This is a genomic window from Xenorhabdus sp. BG5 (genome assembly GCF_015163665.1).
In the GTDB taxonomy this organism is placed as follows: Bacteria; Pseudomonadota; Gammaproteobacteria; order Enterobacterales; family Enterobacteriaceae; genus Xenorhabdus.
The window spans coordinates 238,217-255,338 of sequence record NZ_JADEUG010000001.1; the positions used below are offsets into that span (position 1 = coordinate 238,217).

Genomic DNA, 17,122 nt, shown 5'->3' on the forward strand with positions numbered 1-17,122 from the left:
ATTTCTCCCCGCGAAGCGGGGAGAAATCACGTTTCAGTTACATCAATCCTCGCTGGGCAAAATCCTTCAATCGGAACCCCATCAAAGCCAGTACGGCAAAATAACTCCCTGCACCCGCAATCACAACCCCCATCAACCGTAACAAGCGCAATGCCATATTGCCCTGATCCCAGGCAGGCATAAACCACAATATTGCCAGTAATACCCCAACCATGACTACAATTGCCACCGCCAACTTCAATAGGAAGAGGCCCCATCCTGCCAGCGGTTTAAAAATTTCACGCTTACGCAATTGCCAATAAAGCATACTGGCATTAAAGCAAGCAGCCAAACCAATAGAAAGCGCCAACCCCGCATGTTTTAATGGACCAATAAAAGCAAGGTTCATTAGCTGAGTCAAAATCAGGGTTGCAATCGCAATCTTGACGGGGGTTTTAATATCCTGACGAGAGTAAAAACCAGGCGCGAGGACTTTAACCACAATCAATCCCATCAAGCCAAAGCAGTACGCAATTAATGCGCGTTGTGTCATTTCTGCATCAAAGGCAGAAAAATTGCCATATTGAAAGAGTGACACGGTTAAGGGCTCTGCCAAAATACCCAACGCCACTGCGCAAGGTAACGCCAACAAAAAGCAAAGACGCAATCCCCAATCCATTAGCCTTCTATATTCCTGATGATCCCCATTGGAAAAACTTTTTGCCAGCGAAGGTAAAAGGATTGTACCTAACGCCACCCCCAGCACGCCCGAAGGCAATTCCATTAAACGATCGGCGTAATACATCCACGAAACCGAACCAGAAACCAGAAATGAAGCAAAAATGGTGTTGATGATCAATGAAATCTGGCTGACTGAAACCCCCAAAATAGCTGGCCCCATCTGGCGAATAACCCGCCATACGCCACTGTCGCGAAAGGAAATTCGGGGCAATACCAGCATACCTATTTTTTTCAGGTGTGGAAGCTGATAAGCCAATTGCAAAATACCACCAGCGATCACTGCCCAACCTAATGCCATCACAGGTGGGTTACAGTAAGGTGCGACAAACAGCGAAAAAGTGATCATGCTGATATTAAGCAATGTTGGAGCAAAAGCGGGCACAGAAAAGCGATTCCACGTATTGAGAACGGCTCCCGCTAACGAAGCCAGAGATATCAAGAAAATATAAGGGAAGGTAATTCTGAGTAGATCACGGGTTAAAGCGAACTTATCCGGTGTATCTGCAAAACCCGGCGCCGTCACATAGATGACCCAGGGCGCAGCTATCACCCCTATCACTGTGACTATTGCCAAAATCAGCGTCAACATCCCTGATATATAGGCAATAAAGGTACGTGTCGCTTCATCCCCCTGCTGATTTTTATACTCAGCAAGTATAGGAACAAACGCTTGTGAAAAAGCGCCCTCAGCAAAAATACGGCGCAGTAAGTTAGGGAGTTTGAAAGCAACGAAAAAGGCATCTGTCGCCACACCCGCACCAAATATACGAGCAATGATGGCATCACGAATAAAGCCCAGAACGCGGGAGAACATCGTCATTGAACTGACCGCTGCCAGTGATTTCAGTAAATTCATGGTATTTTCTAAGATTGATTTTTATGAAACGAACATAAAAGATGTAAAGCGATTAGGCCAAAGAAATCAAGCAAATATTGTTGAATATTAATAATTCCTATTCATTTCAAAGCTGGGGAGAATGGCAAACACCCCCAACCTATATGCAACCTGCAACCAGATGGCAAGAGTTGGTCACGAGTTCAACCCGTTATTCAACAGATAAATGACTTAGAACCACAATTTTCAGAGATGAGTACCTCCTGAGAAAAGAAATCTTTAAAATGATTACTCAGGTGCTTTCATGAATGAATTTATACGCGTTACCTTTCAAATTGCTCATTATAAGACAACATAACTCATTGTTTCTCCCCGCGAAGCGGGGAGAAACAATATGCATCTTGAAGTGAGACGGGTATATTATATAAATGCAAGTACTTTTAAAATTATAGTTATTATGTGAATTGTATAATCAAATAAATTAATGTTTTATGTTTTTTCTTTTTATATTTTTGATTATAAAAACCCCTAAAAATAAGTCGCCACCATCTTTGTTACTTTAAAATCTAAAGGCTAATAAGGCAGAGCCAAAACGGTTTCTGACCACCTCTACAGAAGGTGATTTTCAGATATGAATAAATTGACAAACAAAATAAAGAATATAACAAACGCATAAAAGCGTTCCCACTTGTATGAAAGGTGAAAAGACATGAAGTCAAAAATCATCATCATCAATTCGTGCGTTATACTGGTATTGGGATTATTTTCTATAAACCTTTATAACCCGGCTCTGCCTATAATAAAAACTGCACTCGCAATTACTGACAATTAGGCACAAAGCCTTGTTGTTTATTATCTTGTTGGTTTTGCTGTATCCCAAATTTTTTATGGCAATGAAATCAACAAATAATGGTCGGATAACAGGTTTCCGAATTCTGTTATCTGACATTAATTTTGTTGTATACAGTTTACTCAAATATTGTCGATTGAATTTATCATTATTTATAGTTTTGCGGTAGGGCTAGGATCTGGGCTGTCTTCTCCATTGTTACTTGGGATAAGTTTGCATGGACATCCAGAATTGTCAGGAACAGGCAGTGCTTTACAAGGCGCACTAAAAATGGCCGGAGCAGCCATTGTACTAGGGCTTTTCTCTAGTGAGCATACAACAACAGCAGCGGGTTTAATGTGGGGACTTTTCATTCTTGCCTTGATTTGTTTTGTTTTCATTACGTTTACTCTGTATAGAGTATCAGAAACAAAAACCGGCGCTTCTTATAGAGCAACCAAAATTGATAATGTTATCTTCACTGTCACACTAACGGAGAGAATAGGGATCTTGGAATCGCGGGTCGCTGGACCGTCATATGTACAGCCAACGAAGATTTAGGCGCTGAACGTTGATATTATCCAGTGGCAGTGTCGTTACGCATCGCGGTTTGAGTTTATTGAAAGAATAACAACTATAATATATTGAATATTAATTATGTATTCCAATATTTCAAAAACGAGTCTCAATCGTAACATTTAAATTAATTATAACGAAAGATAAACCGTGTCCATTAAAACTTTTACTTAATAAATACATAAGAAAAAATATCCATAATAACTAAATTCAACCAAAAAATAAGATTATATTTTTCATAAACAAGGTAGCACCTGTAGATTGCAAATACCAAACATTATGCTTATCATACTTAGAGAAACTATCGCCCTACATTTCCACTTTTGTATGTTCCTTAACTCTGCAAGGAATATGCGGTAGCTTTACGCAAAAGCAAGGATATCCTTATGGAAAGACAGTTTATCGCACATACCTCATTATCTGATAATACTTTACATTTCAAATCCCTTAGAGGGATAGAAAAATTATCTGAGGCCTACCTGTTTGAGATTGAATTATTGAGCGAAAAGAGATTATCAGATCCAATATCGCTGCATAAGACAATACTAACTGTAGAAATAAAGAATAAATCAGCACAAACAAGATACTTAAGTGGTTATATAGAAAAGATATCCTATGCCCCATTCTATAAATATGATGACAGACTTTATTTATATACGGCTACCGTCAGACCTAAATTATGGGAATTAAAACAAAGCATTGGCTATAGTATATGGCAAGATAATACTGTACCCGATATTATCGCCGAAGTACTCAATAAGGCTAACATTCTGTTTGAAAATCAGCTTGTTGAAAAATATCGCACATGGGAATATTGCGTCAAGCATAATGAATCTGATTTCGATTTTATCCATCGACTGATGGAACATGAAGGAATTTACTATTATTTCAAACATGTAATGGGAAATCATACCATGATCTTGGTTGACGCTCCTCAATCACATGAGCCAATGCCTGGGTATAAAAATATTTACTATATCAACAAGGGTGATACACCGAAAGCACACATCAAAGAATATATCTATAATTGGAATGTCTCCAGTATCACTATACCAAATACTTACAGCCTTGATGACTACGACTTCCGTAAACCACGGGCTGAGCTATATACAGCTATCCAGACCCCAATCAGCTCTATTGATAACACAGAAATATTCATTTGGCCCGGCCGCTATGTAGAAAATGAACAAGGGCAATTTTATGCCAAAGTTCGCCAGCAAGCTGCCGAAGCAAAAAGTGAGCTGGTTAATAGCAAAGGCAATGTGCTGGGAATAGCTCCGGGACATACTTTCACACTATCACTCCCCAATGACATCAAAGGCGATGACCATAGTGACTATTTAATTATAGGCGCACACTACTTTCTTTATGAAAAACCTTACATAGCCAGTTCTTCTGACGATGTTTTTGATATCGTTGTTGATGATATCTTTAATACACTCACTGGCGACCTTTTTAATTCAGACGCAGATAAAAACAAAAACACGATTCAATTTGAAGCAATTCCTGCCAACACTCATTGGAAACCGTTGGCAGTGACGCCGTGGCCAAAAGTGACTGGTCTTGAAACCGCCGTCGTTAGTGGCCCTAAAGATAAACAAATATGGACTGACAAATACGGCCGTATAAAAGTGAAATTCCGTTGGGATAAGGATCGCAAAAAAGATGATACCCGCTCTTGCTGGGTGCGTGTTGCGAGCCATTGGGCTGGCTGGCGTTATGGCAGTATATGTGTCCCTCGTGTGGGCGAAGAAGTGGTTATCAGTTTCGTCAATGGTGACCCTGATAAACCTTTAGTGATTGGCAGCACTTATAACAATGAGAATATGCCTCCATGGGAGTTACCTAAACATGAAACTCGTGTCGGTATTATGTCGAATACCAAGGGAGGTAAGCATGATCAGGCAAATTATCTCTTTTTAGATGATGAACCGGATAAGGAATTATTTGATCTGCATGCAGAACGGAACATGAATATCTCAGTGGAGAAAGATAAAAAAGTCACTATTGATGGAAACCGTACGACGGAAATAAAAAAACAGCAAAAAGACACTGTAACTGGAGATGCCAACTTCACCTATATGGCAAACCATGAAACAACCATTCAAGGCAAAAATACTTTAACGATCAACAACAGCCAGCAAGAAACTATCAACAATGGACGAAAAACCGAGATTAATTGTGGCGATACTTACACACTTAGGGGAAATTTAAACGCAAAAATTGATGGGGATTGGATGCAGAACATTACAGGAGTGACGACAATCTCAAGCGACAATGGACGAAAAACCGAGATTCATGGTGGCGATACTTACACACTTAAGGGAAATTTAAACGCAAAAATTAATGGAAATTGGGTGCAGAACATTACAGGAGTGACGACAATCTCAAGCCCTAAGTCCATTACAATAAAAAGCAATACCAAGTTGGTAATAGATTCTCCGAACTCTATGTTTTCAGCAAAAATTTTATCTATGAGCAGCAGCTTACATATCCTCAACTAATGACTACATTTTAATCACCCCATAAATAATTGCCAATACATACCTCCTGGGTTGTTATGAAAATCATCAAACCGTTGCGCCTGAGTGTACTTTATCGACCTTATCGTTGGTTGCAAAGAAACCACCTCGGAATTTCCATTATGGCTCTGGCAGATATGGGATCAACCCCACGCCTACGCCCGGAAATAGAACTTTGGCAACTGGCAGAAAATGAGTTACAAACCTGTAATGGCGTTATCGATCTCGCTATGCCGAAACCTTGTGCTGAATTTTTGGCCACAGGATATGCCTATACCCACCATCAAGCTGATAAAACCGCCTGTGCTGCGCGTATTCAGATTGGTCAGTTGGACAAGACATTAATTGCGTTTGGTGATCGCTATTGGATTGATGATTCTCCGTCGAAGCCCCAATCTTTTACGCAAATGCGATTAGACTGGAGTCGAGCGTTTGGGGGGGAAGGCTGTGAAGAAAACCCACACGGAATTGGGTTCAACCCAGAAGAACGGGATGACAGACTGAAAATTCATCGTCTGCCCAATATTGAAGCCCGGCATCATCGCCTAATGTCACAACGACAATTGACATCACAACAGGAAATTCCTATTCCGGCAAGCTTTTGCCCTTTAGATTTTACATGGCCGCGCCGTTTTGCCCGTATTGGAAAAAAATACGACAAAGCCTGGTTGGAAAATGAATTTCCTGGTTTTGCCAATGACATTGACTGGCGGATATTTAATGCTGCCCCCGCGGATCAATGGTGGGAAGAAAATACCACACTGCCAGAGAAAGCAGCGTGGCGCATTTGGAATATGCATCCAGAACACCCTGTTCAGGAAGGTATTTTGCCCGCATGGAACGCACGTTGCTTTATCAAACGATTGCGTCTTGAGGAAGAGATTTTTGAAGAAGTCGTCATGCGCAACACAACGGTATGGTTCTTTCCCCACCTGGAACAAATGATTCTGGTTTGGCACGGCAGTGCACAAATTAATGAAGATGATGCCAAGGATATCTTGCAAATGATATCGGCACTGGAATTAAATGATAATCCTCGACCGCAAGAACATTACCTGCATGTCCTTGAACAACGATTGGATAAAGAAAAAGGCGCTCTATACACTTTTCGGGAAAAAGATCTTGTCGCCGAAGAGATGATTGGCCCGTGGCTAGATACAGAACAACCAGAAAATAGCTCACCATTGCGACAAAATTTGCAAAATCGTGAAAAACGTCTGCGTGAACAGCAACAAGAACGCTTCTCTGAATATGGCTACGATATGCCAGTTGATACCGAACAACCCCCTCCTGCTCCAAAACTGGATGAGTTACCGGAGTTCATGGAAAAAATCGAACAATATGCCACCGAAAAAAAGGCTGAGGCTGAATTACAGAAAGAAAACGCAATGGCTTTAGCCAAAGAACAAGGCATTGATATTGAAAAAATAACGGCAAAGTCAGAACTCAAAGGGCCAGAAAACCTGCATCAAATGCGGGATATGCTACAAAAGCACCAAACAGGCTTCAATGATAAAGAGCTTGCACAAATCGAGCAAACACTACACTCAATGTATTTATCTTCAGTACAGGGACAAAGCCCTGCTCTGCGCTTAACCGGCAGCCTGTCACAAATCGTTCGCAAAAGAGTACAAGAAATCATGCGGCAAGGAGGAAATTTCACTGGCATGGATTTTACGGGCGCGGATTTGTCAGGCATGGATCTACGGGGGGCTAATTTCACTCGCACCTTATTGGAAAGCGCATGTTTAAACCATTGCCAGCTGGACGAAGCAAATTTCATCGAAGCCATGCTGGCGAGGACTGAAATTTGCAACGCTTCATTACGTGGCGCCAAATTAGATCATGCCAGTCTGTCACTGGCTAAATGTGAACAAAGTGACTTTTCTTGCGCAAGTTTCACTGAAACCCAGATGCAAGAAACTCGATTTGACCATTGTCACTTTGACCATGCCATATTTACAGAACTATTCCTGCAAAAAATATTTATTACACATTGCCAATTCCAATATTCACAGTGGAAAAACTGTACATTTATAGAACTTGAACTCCCTGCCCTTAGGTTCAATCACACAAACCTGAATAAAGTTTCGTTTATTAAGTGCAAGCTAAGACAAGCAATTTTTGATTATGCAAAACTGGAAAGTTGTTCATGGGTGGAAACTGAAGCAAACGGTATCCGGTTTCATTCAGCCAGATTGCTGACCTGCGCATTTGCCATGGACAGTGAGCTTAATCAAGCCGATTTCAGCCATGCAACATTGACAGAATGTAATTTGCGCCAAATGCCTTTAGTCGAGGCGAAATTCTATGCCACGACCTTGAATAACACCGATCTCAGTGAATCCAACTGCCAGTCGGTTAATATGCAGTACCTTAATGCAGAAAAAAGCCTGTTTATTAGGACAGATTTCCGGGGCGCCTTACTGAATAATGCCAACCTGATGAGTGCGTTTATGCAGAAATGCAACTTCAATAATGCAAACTTACAGGGCGCCAATCTATTCCGTACTGATATGTCCCAATCAATTATCAGCGACTCAACCTCAATTACAAATGCTTATGTTAAGCGCATCAAGACCTTGCCCAAACGGGATAAGGATGTGATATGAGTTCACTGACAGCCGATGAACTAATAGACAAAATCAAGCAAGGTGAGGTCATTGAAAAAATCAGTTTGCAGAATATTTCCCTGACCGGACGTGACTTATCTGGGGGAATTTTTAAAGAAGTCGATTTTTCAGGTGCTGATTTTTCTCGAACTTTAATAAAAGAAACCTGTTTTATCGAGTGTCAGGCACAAGGAGCAATTTTCGACTCGGCTATACTTGAGCAAAACACGTTTGAACAGTGTAATCTGAGGCTTGCGGTCTTTAATAAAAGCACATTAACAGGCAATGTATTCCATCAATCTATTTTGGAAAAAACCCAATTTACAGCGACAAAACAGAACAATAGCCAGTTTGCATCTTGTTCACTGCAATATGCTGATTTTAGCCACAGTGACTTTGAACGGATCACATTTCTTGCGTCATCAATGGATCAAACAAGGTTTAGCCACGGTCATTTTTTTTTGGTCACTTTTTTTCGGCAGGATTTACGAACAAGCCATTTTTCTGCCAGTGAATTTAATAAAACCGTTTTTTTTGAATGCGATCTGCGTAAGCAAAATTTCCATAAACAAACCTTTAAAATGTGTCAATTTATGGATAGCCAGCTTGAATCCGTCAATTTTAATCACGCCATACTGACTAATTGCAATTTCAAAGGGGCCATTTTAAAAAACGCCTTACTATCAAATGTCAATGCAGTCCAGGCATTATTTACTGAAGCCGATTTAACCCAAGCCCGTTGCAAAAACAGCCTGTTTGAACAAGCCCTTTTTATTGATGCATCCCTTGAATCTGCCGATTTTCGGCACAGTAACCTGACATTGGCAGTCATGCACAAAGTACAGGCAATGAATGCACAATTTACAGGCTGTAATATGTGTTACACGGATTTTTCCTATGCAAACGTCAATAATAGTGATTTTCGCACTGCTCAATTTATGAGAACACTTTTTCATCGTGCTCAACAAATTGGAACATTATTTTCTGACCGTCAAGGTATTCTGGAAAATGATCCTGAACTATTTGCCGCTGAAGAGTGGAATATACAACATAACAAGATTTCATCAGGAGAATCAAAATGACGAAGCCTGCTTATGCCCTTTCTTCATTCACCCTTAATACTGAGCCATTACAGCAGATTACCGGCCAAATTGTTAACGTTCTTCCTGATGGCAGTTTTATGGTGGAAAGCCATAACAACCGTGGCTGGCATTGCCGACAAGCTGTCAGTTGTTTATTGACACCCAGCATGGGGGATACAGTATTAATTACGAAGACCAACAATCAACTCTGGATATTAGCCATATTGGAACGGGCAGAGCAACAGCACATTGCTGAAATCAGTGTCCCAGGTGATCTCACCATCACCTCACAAGGGAACCTAAGCATGCACAGCAACGGATTCGCTATCACAGCCAATCATGGCAATTGTCATATCAGTGAAATGCAATATAGTGGGGAATCCCTGTCTGCATGGATCTCAATAACTCGTCTGGTTGGTAATCAGTTCGAATCTCTTTGGAAAACAGTCACACAACTGAGTCATCGTCTATTTCGTCATACCACACAAACAGAGCAGGTTCGTGCAGGTCAATTAGATATGCAGGCTGAAAATTATGCCCGATTACACGCCCAGCAGGCGATTGTCTCTGCAAAAGCCATGACCAAAATCGACGCTGAACAAATTCATATCGGCTAAGGATGAGACTATGTTTGCTAACACTCAAGGTGGTGGAACGGATATAGCCGTTCCTGATGTTTGCCTGACACCAATGTTTACACCTGTACCTGTGCCTTATCCTAATATGGCACAAGGCACTAACGGTATAAGCAATGCTACCAATATCTTATTTATGGGTTGTCCAGCCCATAATTTGGCAACAACCATACCGATGACAACAGGAGATAATGCCGGCGTCAATGGTGGCGTAGCTTCCGGCACCGTAATGGGTAATGCCCGCCATGTAATGGGAGTCAATTCCGTCTTGATAAAAGGCTCTCCGGCAACCCGGCTTTCCAGTTCTACTATGCAAAATTTGACTAATGCCATGGGTTCACGCACTGTACCCAGCCAAACCAAAGTGCTTATCTCGGCCTCTTAACTTTTTTATTTATTAACAGCGCATTCATGCCTAAACAGGCTTTAGCAAACATGATGACAATGTCTCTTTCACTCCATAAAAAAGTGGCAAAAAGGGGCTTCCTATCCATAGTATCGATAACCACAGCATTGATAGCCATAACGGGTTGTTCATCAAAAGCAAATTTGCCACCCTATAAACTCATCTTCAATTCAGCATCTAACGTAAATGATTCCGCCCCCGTGAAGATAGATGTCTTTTTACTAAAATCGAATGAAGAGTTTATGTCTGCCGATTTTTTTTCCCTGCAAGACAAGGCTCAGAATACGTTGGGCGATAAACTGGTTAATAAAAACCTATTGTTTATACGCCCTTTCCAACCTACGCATTGCCTGTTGGAAAAAAACCAACCGGAAGCTAACTACATCGGCCTCATCGTTGAGTATAAAAAATTGAACGGCAAGAAATGGCGCATTTCATTTCCCGTTCCTGTACCTGAAAAGCCCTCTTTTTACGAATTTTGGCGCACTCCTTCTGACGAACTACGTCTATGCGTAAAAGTCACTAACAATGGCTTAAGTCTCATCAAAGAATGTAACTTGAGTTGTGTGACAGGAGATAAATAAGGTAATGAATAAATCAGAAAAAGTTATCTGGACAGAAGGCATGTTTTTACGCCCCCACCACTTCCAGCAGGCTGAAAACTACCTGGAAGCCTACATTCGTGACTGGGGGATAGCACAAAATCCTTACTATTGGGGTTTTTTAACGCTTGAATTGGATCAGGAATTGCTTAATCGGGGTAAAGTCAGCCTTTTCACAGCCAGTGGTATTTTTCCTGACGGAACGCCCTTTAGTTTTGATGCCACCAATGCCCCCACGCCCTTACAGCTTGGTGAAAACCCGTCTGATAACCATGTTGTTCTGGCTGTACCAAATTGTCAGCGAGGGAAAGAAGAGGTCATTTTCAGTGAAAAAAGCGATTCGCTGGCACGCTTTGTTAGCTTTGAAGCGGAAGTCAACGACTTCAATGCCATGTCTGTTGGCAATGCTGCGATACAATTTGGCAAAATGCGTTTGCGCCTGATGTTGGAATCTGATTTAACTCCCGAGTGGACAGCATTGAGTCTTGTATATGTCATGAATAAAACAAATGACAAGAAACTCTATCTTGACTCGCAATTTATTCCGCCCCTGCTCAACTGCCATGCGAATCCACAAATAGAAAGTTTTATCAATCAAATACAAGACTTACTAGAACAGCGCCGCCAACAAATTAGCCAGCGCCTGTCACAGTTGGGGCGATACAATGATTCTGAGATTATGGATTTTCTCTTGCTGTCACTTTTGAATCGCTATAGCGGCCAGATGAACCATATGCAGAACCTGTCACTATTGCATCCAGAACGGTTATTCAACGAATGGCTACAATTTGCCAGTGAATTGGCGACATTCTCCCAACGCCGTGTACCGAAAGAAAATTTACCTCTCTATGATCATGACAATTTAACGCAGTGCTTCAACCAACTCATGTTCCAACTACGCCAAGGGTTATCAATCATTCTTGAAGAACATGCCATTCAGTTGCCATTAACGGAATACTCTCATGGTTTGAATATCGCAACATTACCCGACGCCAATATGGTACATACGTTCAGCTTTATTCTGGCCATCCATGCTGATGTTACAAATGATATGCTGATGAACAAATTCCCTGCCCAAATGAAAATTGCCCCCGTTGGCCGTATACGTGAATTGGTTCAATTGCAATTACCCGGCATCTCACTACGCGCCATGCCATCTGTGCCCAGACAAATTCCCTGGCATTCAGGTTATGTCTATTTTGAATTAGAAAAAGAAGGGGATTTATGGAAACAGATGGAGAAATCCAGCGGTTTTGCCTTACATCTGGCCGGTGAATTCCCTGGCTTGAATATAGAATTTTGGGCTGTCCGTAATCAGGAAAAATCGAGGTAATAAAGCCAATGACGCAGGAAAAGCAGACAACTGAACATAAGATGCTTTCGGATGATACCAACCGTAACCCGTTGGTTTCTGCCGCAAATCCATTGTTAAATACTATTCCCCAGATCCGGCATTCTATTATTCACCCTGATCCAACCCATTTACGCCAGCAACTGATCAATGAAATCCGGCGTTTTGAAGTGGAATGCCAACAAGTCAAACTGCCCTACAACGTGATCATTGGTGCCCGCTACTGTCTATGCACCGCATTGGATGAAGCAGCAGCACTCACTCCTTGGGGGCTGCGCAGTGTTTGGTCTGGTGGTGGCCTGCTCGTTACTTTTCATAATGAGACTTGGGGAGGCGAAAAATTTTTCCAGTTATTAGCCAAGTTGTCACAAAATCCCAAGGATAACTTATTCCTATTAGAACTCATTAACTTCTGTCTCCTGCTTGGATTCGAAGGGCGTTATCGTGTCATCGATAACGGTCGCACTCAATTGGAAACCGTGAAACAACGCTTATTCCAGTTAATAAGTTCAATTAGAGGTAATTATCCCATTGAATTATCAAAAAAAATACAAGCCATTACCTTGCCGAATAGACCCCAACACATTTCCTTATCAGTTTGGATCTCTATAGCGATATTAAGTTTTCTGGTATGTATCTTGTATATAAACCTGAACTGGCAGTTGAATGATAGGGTTAATCCCATTTTGTCCAAAATCTACCAGACTAATTTGCCCAATGTGACGGTAGGCGATAGGGTATTTCCATCTACACTACTCCCCCAGAACCTGCAAAGCAGGCTACAGGATGAAATAGCTGCGGGATTATTGGACGTCACTGATATGCCTGATAGAAGCGTGATCACGCTAAAAGGAGATGGTTTATTCAACACCAGCTCCATTCAGATCAAAAGCCGTTATTTGGATGTCATCAGGCGGGTTGCTGAGGTATTAAACCATTTTAACGGCGAAATCCTGATTGTCGGGTATACTGATAACATTCCCATTAATACCCGTCTTTCCCGTTTTTCATCCAATGATGCTTTATCACTCGCGAGAGCTAAGTCTGTACAAAAAGAACTACAACGTTACCTGAATCAACCAGAAAGAGTCAAAACAGAAGGAAAAGGGGCCAAAAATCCTTTAGTTCCAAATAATACTGCCAGTAATCGAGCCAAAAACAGACGAGTCGAAATCACACTGTTAGCTTCTCCTGTAAACCAAACGATGTAAGGAAATGAAGACATGCTGAATGCACTTTTTTCTATCATCACCAGCCGGTTAACATGGAGTTTTCTTGGAGTAACGGCTATTTCTGTTTTTATCTGGTTCATTGGTCCCATTATTTCTGTTGGTGATAAGTTCCCTTTTGAAACAAATACAATACGAATCATTACCATTATTTCTTTTTACTTGCTCTGGTTATTAGTTAAAGTCATGCCGCGGTTATACCAATCATGGCTTAACCAAAAGCTGACCAAGGAATTGAACATCACTAAAGATGAAAACGAAGAAAAGAAGCAGAATAAACAATATATTACATTAGCAGAGCGTTTTTCTGACGCAGCAAGATTACTGAAAAAAGCCTATTTTTCTGGTTGGTATAGTAAAAATAAACCAGGCTGGATAAACTTTTTCAGCCGCCAATATATATATCAATTACCCTGGTATCTGGTTATCGGTGCCCCCAGTTCAGGCAAGACGACAGCTCTGACAAACTCTGGCCTGCATTTTCCTCTGTCGGACTACTTGGGGAAATCCGCACTGCACAGTACGCAAGACATGAATAGCTGTAGCTGGTGGTTCACCAATAAAGCCGTTCTGCTAGATACTACAGGTCGCTATGTCACACAGGATAATTTTAACCAACAAGATGCTGATGAATGGAAAAATTTTATCCGACTGTTGAAAAAATATCGGATAAGCCAACCACTTAACGGGATTATTATTACTATTAGTGTGGAAGATTTACTCAATCCATCCACTGAAAAACGGGATCAGCAGGCTTATATGCTGCGTAAACGCCTGTCAGAGTTACATGAACAACTTAAGATACAGTTCCCGATTTATATCATGATCACCAAGACTGATTTATTAAAAGGATTTAGTGCTTATTTCTCCCATTTTGACAAAAAATCCCGTGAGCAAATTTGGGGATTTAATTTCCCATGGAATAATGCTTCACGGGGAAAATGGAATAAAGGTCTTGATTTTGATTTGCATGAAATTCTTAATCAACAGTATAGCCAATTAGAATTGCGGTTAAATGCTGAATTACCTTCTATTCTCTTAAACGGACACAATTCACAACATTCACAACAATGTGCCGAAAGTTATTTATTCCCGCAAGAATTTGCATCCCTGCGCCCGCTGGTCGCACAATATATTGAAATCGTATTCGCAAAGTCGGGATTTGAAATACCCTACTATCCACGCGGGCTCTATTTCACCAGTGGAACACAAACAGGATTTCTCTTTGACAATGTCATGGAGAAATTTAACCGCAATTTTCAGTTACCAACAAATAACAATAGTAATGCCATGTCATGGGAGAATAATAAAGGAGCGGTTCATTCTGCCCCACCCAGCCAGGCTTACTTTATAAAAAATTTACTGGAAAATATCTTTAATGAGGCAGGAATTGCCGGTTATAACCGCTGGTGGATATATCGCAAACGCTTTCTGGGAGGATTAGGGTATGTTGTTTCAGTGGCAATACTGGCATTAGTAACTAATTTACTTTTGACCAGCTACAACAATAACAAAAATTACCTAATGGAAGTGCAAGCCAGATTTCCAGCCATTGCAAAACAAAGTGCTGACTTAAAGCAAAATGCCAATGATATTTATGCCTTGCTTCCTATTTTAAACAGTTTGGCTCATTTAGATAAAAGCCAACGCTTTCCCTTAAATGATCCCCCTTTATCCTATCGAATGGGGTTGTATTGTGGTGAACAAATCAGTGATGCCAGCCGTTTTCTATATAGAAAAGCACTACAAACATTATTGTTGCCCCAGATAGCAACAATCATCACGAACCAGATGCATGATGACAATAACGATGACATAGAGAACACCTACAATACGCTAAAGTCTTATCAAATGTTATACCAGCCTAAGCATTATGATGGTAAGTTTCTGCATAATTGGGTCATGCAATATTTGAAAACCCAATTAAAAGCAGACACAACCCAACAGCATTTACAACAAATCGAGGAACACATCGGCCAATTGTTAGATGGCCAGGTTGTCACATCCCCTTTCATTCGTGACGACACTCTGATCAAAAAAAAACAGCAATTAATTAGCAGCATTCCACCCGCACAACGTGCTTATAACTATATGAAGGAAAAATTAATCAATGATCCCAATTTAGCTCCCGTAAATCTGGAATCACTCGCGGGTCCCCAGGCTGAATTGGCTTTCTCACGTATCAGTGGCACACCCATTACAGAGGGTATATCAGGGATGTTCACCCCTGCTGGTTATCAACAAGGTATTGAAAAAAACCTCAATACTTTTCTAACAACCTTATATTCACAAGACAGTTGGGTGCTCGGTCGCTATGCAAAAAAGCAAACTGATAAGGAAATAAAATCCGCCGTTAAGCAATTTTATATTAACGACTACATATATCAGTGGAGCGAATTTCTGGCGGATATTGGTTTGAGAAATATCGATAGCCTGGAGCAACGGATCAACACTTCACGCCTGTTGTCTTCTTTTGATTCACCTATGCGTAACCTTTTAATTAATATCAGTAAAAACGTCATACTGAATGGAAATAGCAATAATATCAAACAACTCAACAATATCATGAAGAACCGTGTTGTGCAGAGCCAATCAAATAAGTTAACGAAATTGGTGCCCAAACAAATAATGCAAGATAATAATCAACCAACACCAGAACAGGCAGTAGAAGAATATTTTGCCCAAATTATTGCGTTAGCAAAAAGGCCAAATAAAAACACCCAAAGTATCCCCTTTGATAAAACCTTAAAAGAAATTAGCGAGTTATACCTGTATTTAACCTCAGTACAAAATGCAACCAATGCGGGAATGCCCTTGCCCCCTGGTCAGATTATCACTCAGTTACAAGCAACATCAGCCCTTCTGCCTATACCGTTCAGGAGCATAGTTTCTTCACTCGCAGTGGGAGCCAGTAGCGATACCCAGCTTAGTGATATGAAAAATGTCGGTAAGCATCTCAGTACAGAAATCGGCGTTTTTTGCCACCAAGCGATTGCCAATCGCTATCCATTGACCCCTAAGGCAAAGCAGGATATCAAGCCCGATGACATGGCACGAATGTTTGCCCCAGAAACAGGCTTAATGAACAGTTTTTTCCAGAAAAATTTAGTGGGTAAAGTCGATACAACCCTCCCAAAATGGCAATTTATGCCTGGTGTGAATGGCAAGCCCTTGCCTGGGGGGGAAAAGTTGCTCAAGCCTTTCCAACAGGCTCAGGTTATCCGCAATACGTTATTCACCAACAAAACCCCAACACCCTCATTTCGCGTCATGGTTCGTCCAATCAACATGAGTAACGATATATTGAGTATGGTGCTGGATGTAGATGGACAGATAGTAGAATACAGTCACGGCCCGCAACTTTCACAACTGATTAGCTGGCCCGGCCCTGCCAATATCAATCTGGTTCGTATTCAATTGAATCTAACTGATGGTACAACCGCAAACTTATCAACGTCAGGTTTTTGGGCACTAAACCGATTGCTGGATCAGGCAAAACGTATTCGGCGTGGTAAAACAAGGAACCCAACCAATATGGGTGATATGAGCTTATGGGCAAGGTTTAATATTAGTGGTCATACTGTCTTGCTGGAATTTACCCCGAACAGCATTTTCAGCCCGTTTAATCTCCCCACTTTCTCGTGCCCAAATCCAGAACTGTTTCAAGCAGCATGATCGATATCCTTACTGTGAACTTGTGAACTGAATATAAGCTGAAAATAC

At 41.1% G+C, this 17,122-nt stretch carries 11 protein-coding genes; 10 read left to right on the forward strand and 1 reads right to left on the reverse strand.

Annotated features, from left to right (window positions below; genetic code table 11):
- Positions 1–37: 37 nt before the first annotated feature.
- Entirely contained in the window at positions 38–1,576 is a 1,539-nt protein-coding gene (murJ, locus tag IQ209_RS00990) for a murein biosynthesis integral membrane protein MurJ (RefSeq protein WP_193848170.1), read from the reverse strand.
- Positions 1,577–2,618: 1,042 nt separating this feature from the next.
- Here murJ and IQ209_RS18155 point away from each other — a divergent pair.
- The 10 genes from IQ209_RS18155 to tssM all read left to right on the forward strand — a co-directional run bounded on the left by IQ209_RS18155 (position 2,619) and on the right by tssM (position 17,074).
- Positions 2,619–2,945 carry a hypothetical protein gene (locus tag IQ209_RS18155; RefSeq protein WP_228005637.1) on the forward strand — a complete coding sequence of 109 codons (327 nt, stop codon included), beginning with the start codon at positions 2,619–2,621 and terminating at the stop codon, positions 2,943–2,945.
- Positions 2,946–3,346: 401 nt separating this feature from the next.
- Complete coding sequence (locus IQ209_RS01000) at positions 3,347–5,464, forward strand: type VI secretion system Vgr family protein (protein ID WP_193848172.1); 2,118 nt, start codon at positions 3,347–3,349, stop codon at positions 5,462–5,464.
- Positions 5,465–5,520: 56 nt separating this feature from the next.
- Positions 5,521–8,094, forward strand: a complete 2,574-nt coding sequence (locus IQ209_RS01005; protein WP_193848174.1) for a DUF2169 domain-containing protein — start codon at positions 5,521–5,523, stop codon at positions 8,092–8,094.
- Positions 8,091–9,176 (forward strand): pentapeptide repeat-containing protein, encoded by a 1,086-nt coding sequence (locus tag IQ209_RS01010; protein ID WP_193848176.1) that lies wholly within the window; start codon positions 8,091–8,093, stop codon positions 9,174–9,176. The genes IQ209_RS01005 and IQ209_RS01010 overlap by 4 nt, the downstream gene beginning before the upstream one ends.
- Positions 9,173–9,793 carry a DUF3540 domain-containing protein gene (locus IQ209_RS01015; RefSeq protein ID WP_193848178.1) on the forward strand — a complete coding sequence of 207 codons (621 nt, stop codon included), beginning with the start codon at positions 9,173–9,175 and terminating at the stop codon, positions 9,791–9,793. Before IQ209_RS01010 ends, IQ209_RS01015 begins: the two co-directional genes overlap by 4 nt.
- A 10-nt stretch (positions 9,794–9,803) precedes the next feature.
- Positions 9,804–10,196 carry a DUF4150 domain-containing protein gene (locus IQ209_RS01020; RefSeq protein ID WP_193848179.1) on the forward strand — a complete coding sequence of 131 codons (393 nt, stop codon included), beginning with the start codon at positions 9,804–9,806 and terminating at the stop codon, positions 10,194–10,196.
- A 26-nt stretch (positions 10,197–10,222) separates the two neighbouring features.
- A complete protein-coding gene (gene tssJ / locus IQ209_RS01025) occupies positions 10,223–10,801 on the forward strand; it encodes a type VI secretion system lipoprotein TssJ (RefSeq protein ID WP_228005638.1) in 579 nt (192 codons plus the stop codon).
- 4 nt (positions 10,802–10,805) lie between these two features.
- Positions 10,806–12,152: a type VI secretion system baseplate subunit TssK gene (gene tssK / locus IQ209_RS01030; protein ID WP_193848181.1), complete on the forward strand. Its 1,347-nt coding sequence runs from the start codon at positions 10,806–10,808 to the stop codon at positions 12,150–12,152.
- 8 nt (positions 12,153–12,160) lie between these two features.
- A complete protein-coding gene (locus tag IQ209_RS01035) occupies positions 12,161–13,381 on the forward strand; it encodes a DotU family type VI secretion system protein (RefSeq protein ID WP_193848183.1) in 1,221 nt (406 codons plus the stop codon).
- A gap of 12 nt (positions 13,382–13,393) precedes the next feature.
- Positions 13,394–17,074 (forward strand): type VI secretion system membrane subunit TssM, encoded by a 3,681-nt coding sequence (gene tssM, locus IQ209_RS01040; protein ID WP_193848185.1) that lies wholly within the window; start codon positions 13,394–13,396, stop codon positions 17,072–17,074.
- The last annotated feature ends 48 nt before the right edge of the window (positions 17,075–17,122 follow it).

What these genes read in the sequence shown, in the direction of transcription:
- IQ209_RS01005 (WP_193848174.1), top strand. Translation starts at nt 5,521, where the DNA reads ATGAAAATCATCAAACCGTTGCGCCTGAGTGTACTTTATCGACCTTAT.
- IQ209_RS01020 (WP_193848179.1), top strand. Translation starts at nt 9,804, where the DNA reads ATGTTTGCTAACACTCAAGGTGGTGGAACGGATATAGCCGTTCCTGAT.
- IQ209_RS01015 (WP_193848178.1), top strand. Translation starts at nt 9,173, where the DNA reads ATGACGAAGCCTGCTTATGCCCTTTCTTCATTCACCCTTAATACTGAG.
- tssJ (WP_228005638.1), top strand. Translation starts at nt 10,223, where the DNA reads ATGCCTAAACAGGCTTTAGCAAACATGATGACAATGTCTCTTTCACTC.
- tssM (WP_193848185.1), top strand. Translation starts at nt 13,394, where the DNA reads ATGCTGAATGCACTTTTTTCTATCATCACCAGCCGGTTAACATGGAGT.
- IQ209_RS01035 (WP_193848183.1), top strand. Translation starts at nt 12,161, where the DNA reads ATGACGCAGGAAAAGCAGACAACTGAACATAAGATGCTTTCGGATGAT.
- tssK (WP_193848181.1), top strand. Translation starts at nt 10,806, where the DNA reads ATGAATAAATCAGAAAAAGTTATCTGGACAGAAGGCATGTTTTTACGC.
- murJ (WP_193848170.1), bottom strand. Translation starts at nt 1,576, where the DNA reads ATGAATTTACTGAAATCACTGGCAGCGGTCAGTTCAATGACGATGTTC.
- IQ209_RS01010 (WP_193848176.1), top strand. Translation starts at nt 8,091, where the DNA reads ATGAGTTCACTGACAGCCGATGAACTAATAGACAAAATCAAGCAAGGT.
- IQ209_RS01000 (WP_193848172.1), top strand. Translation starts at nt 3,347, where the DNA reads ATGGAAAGACAGTTTATCGCACATACCTCATTATCTGATAATACTTTA.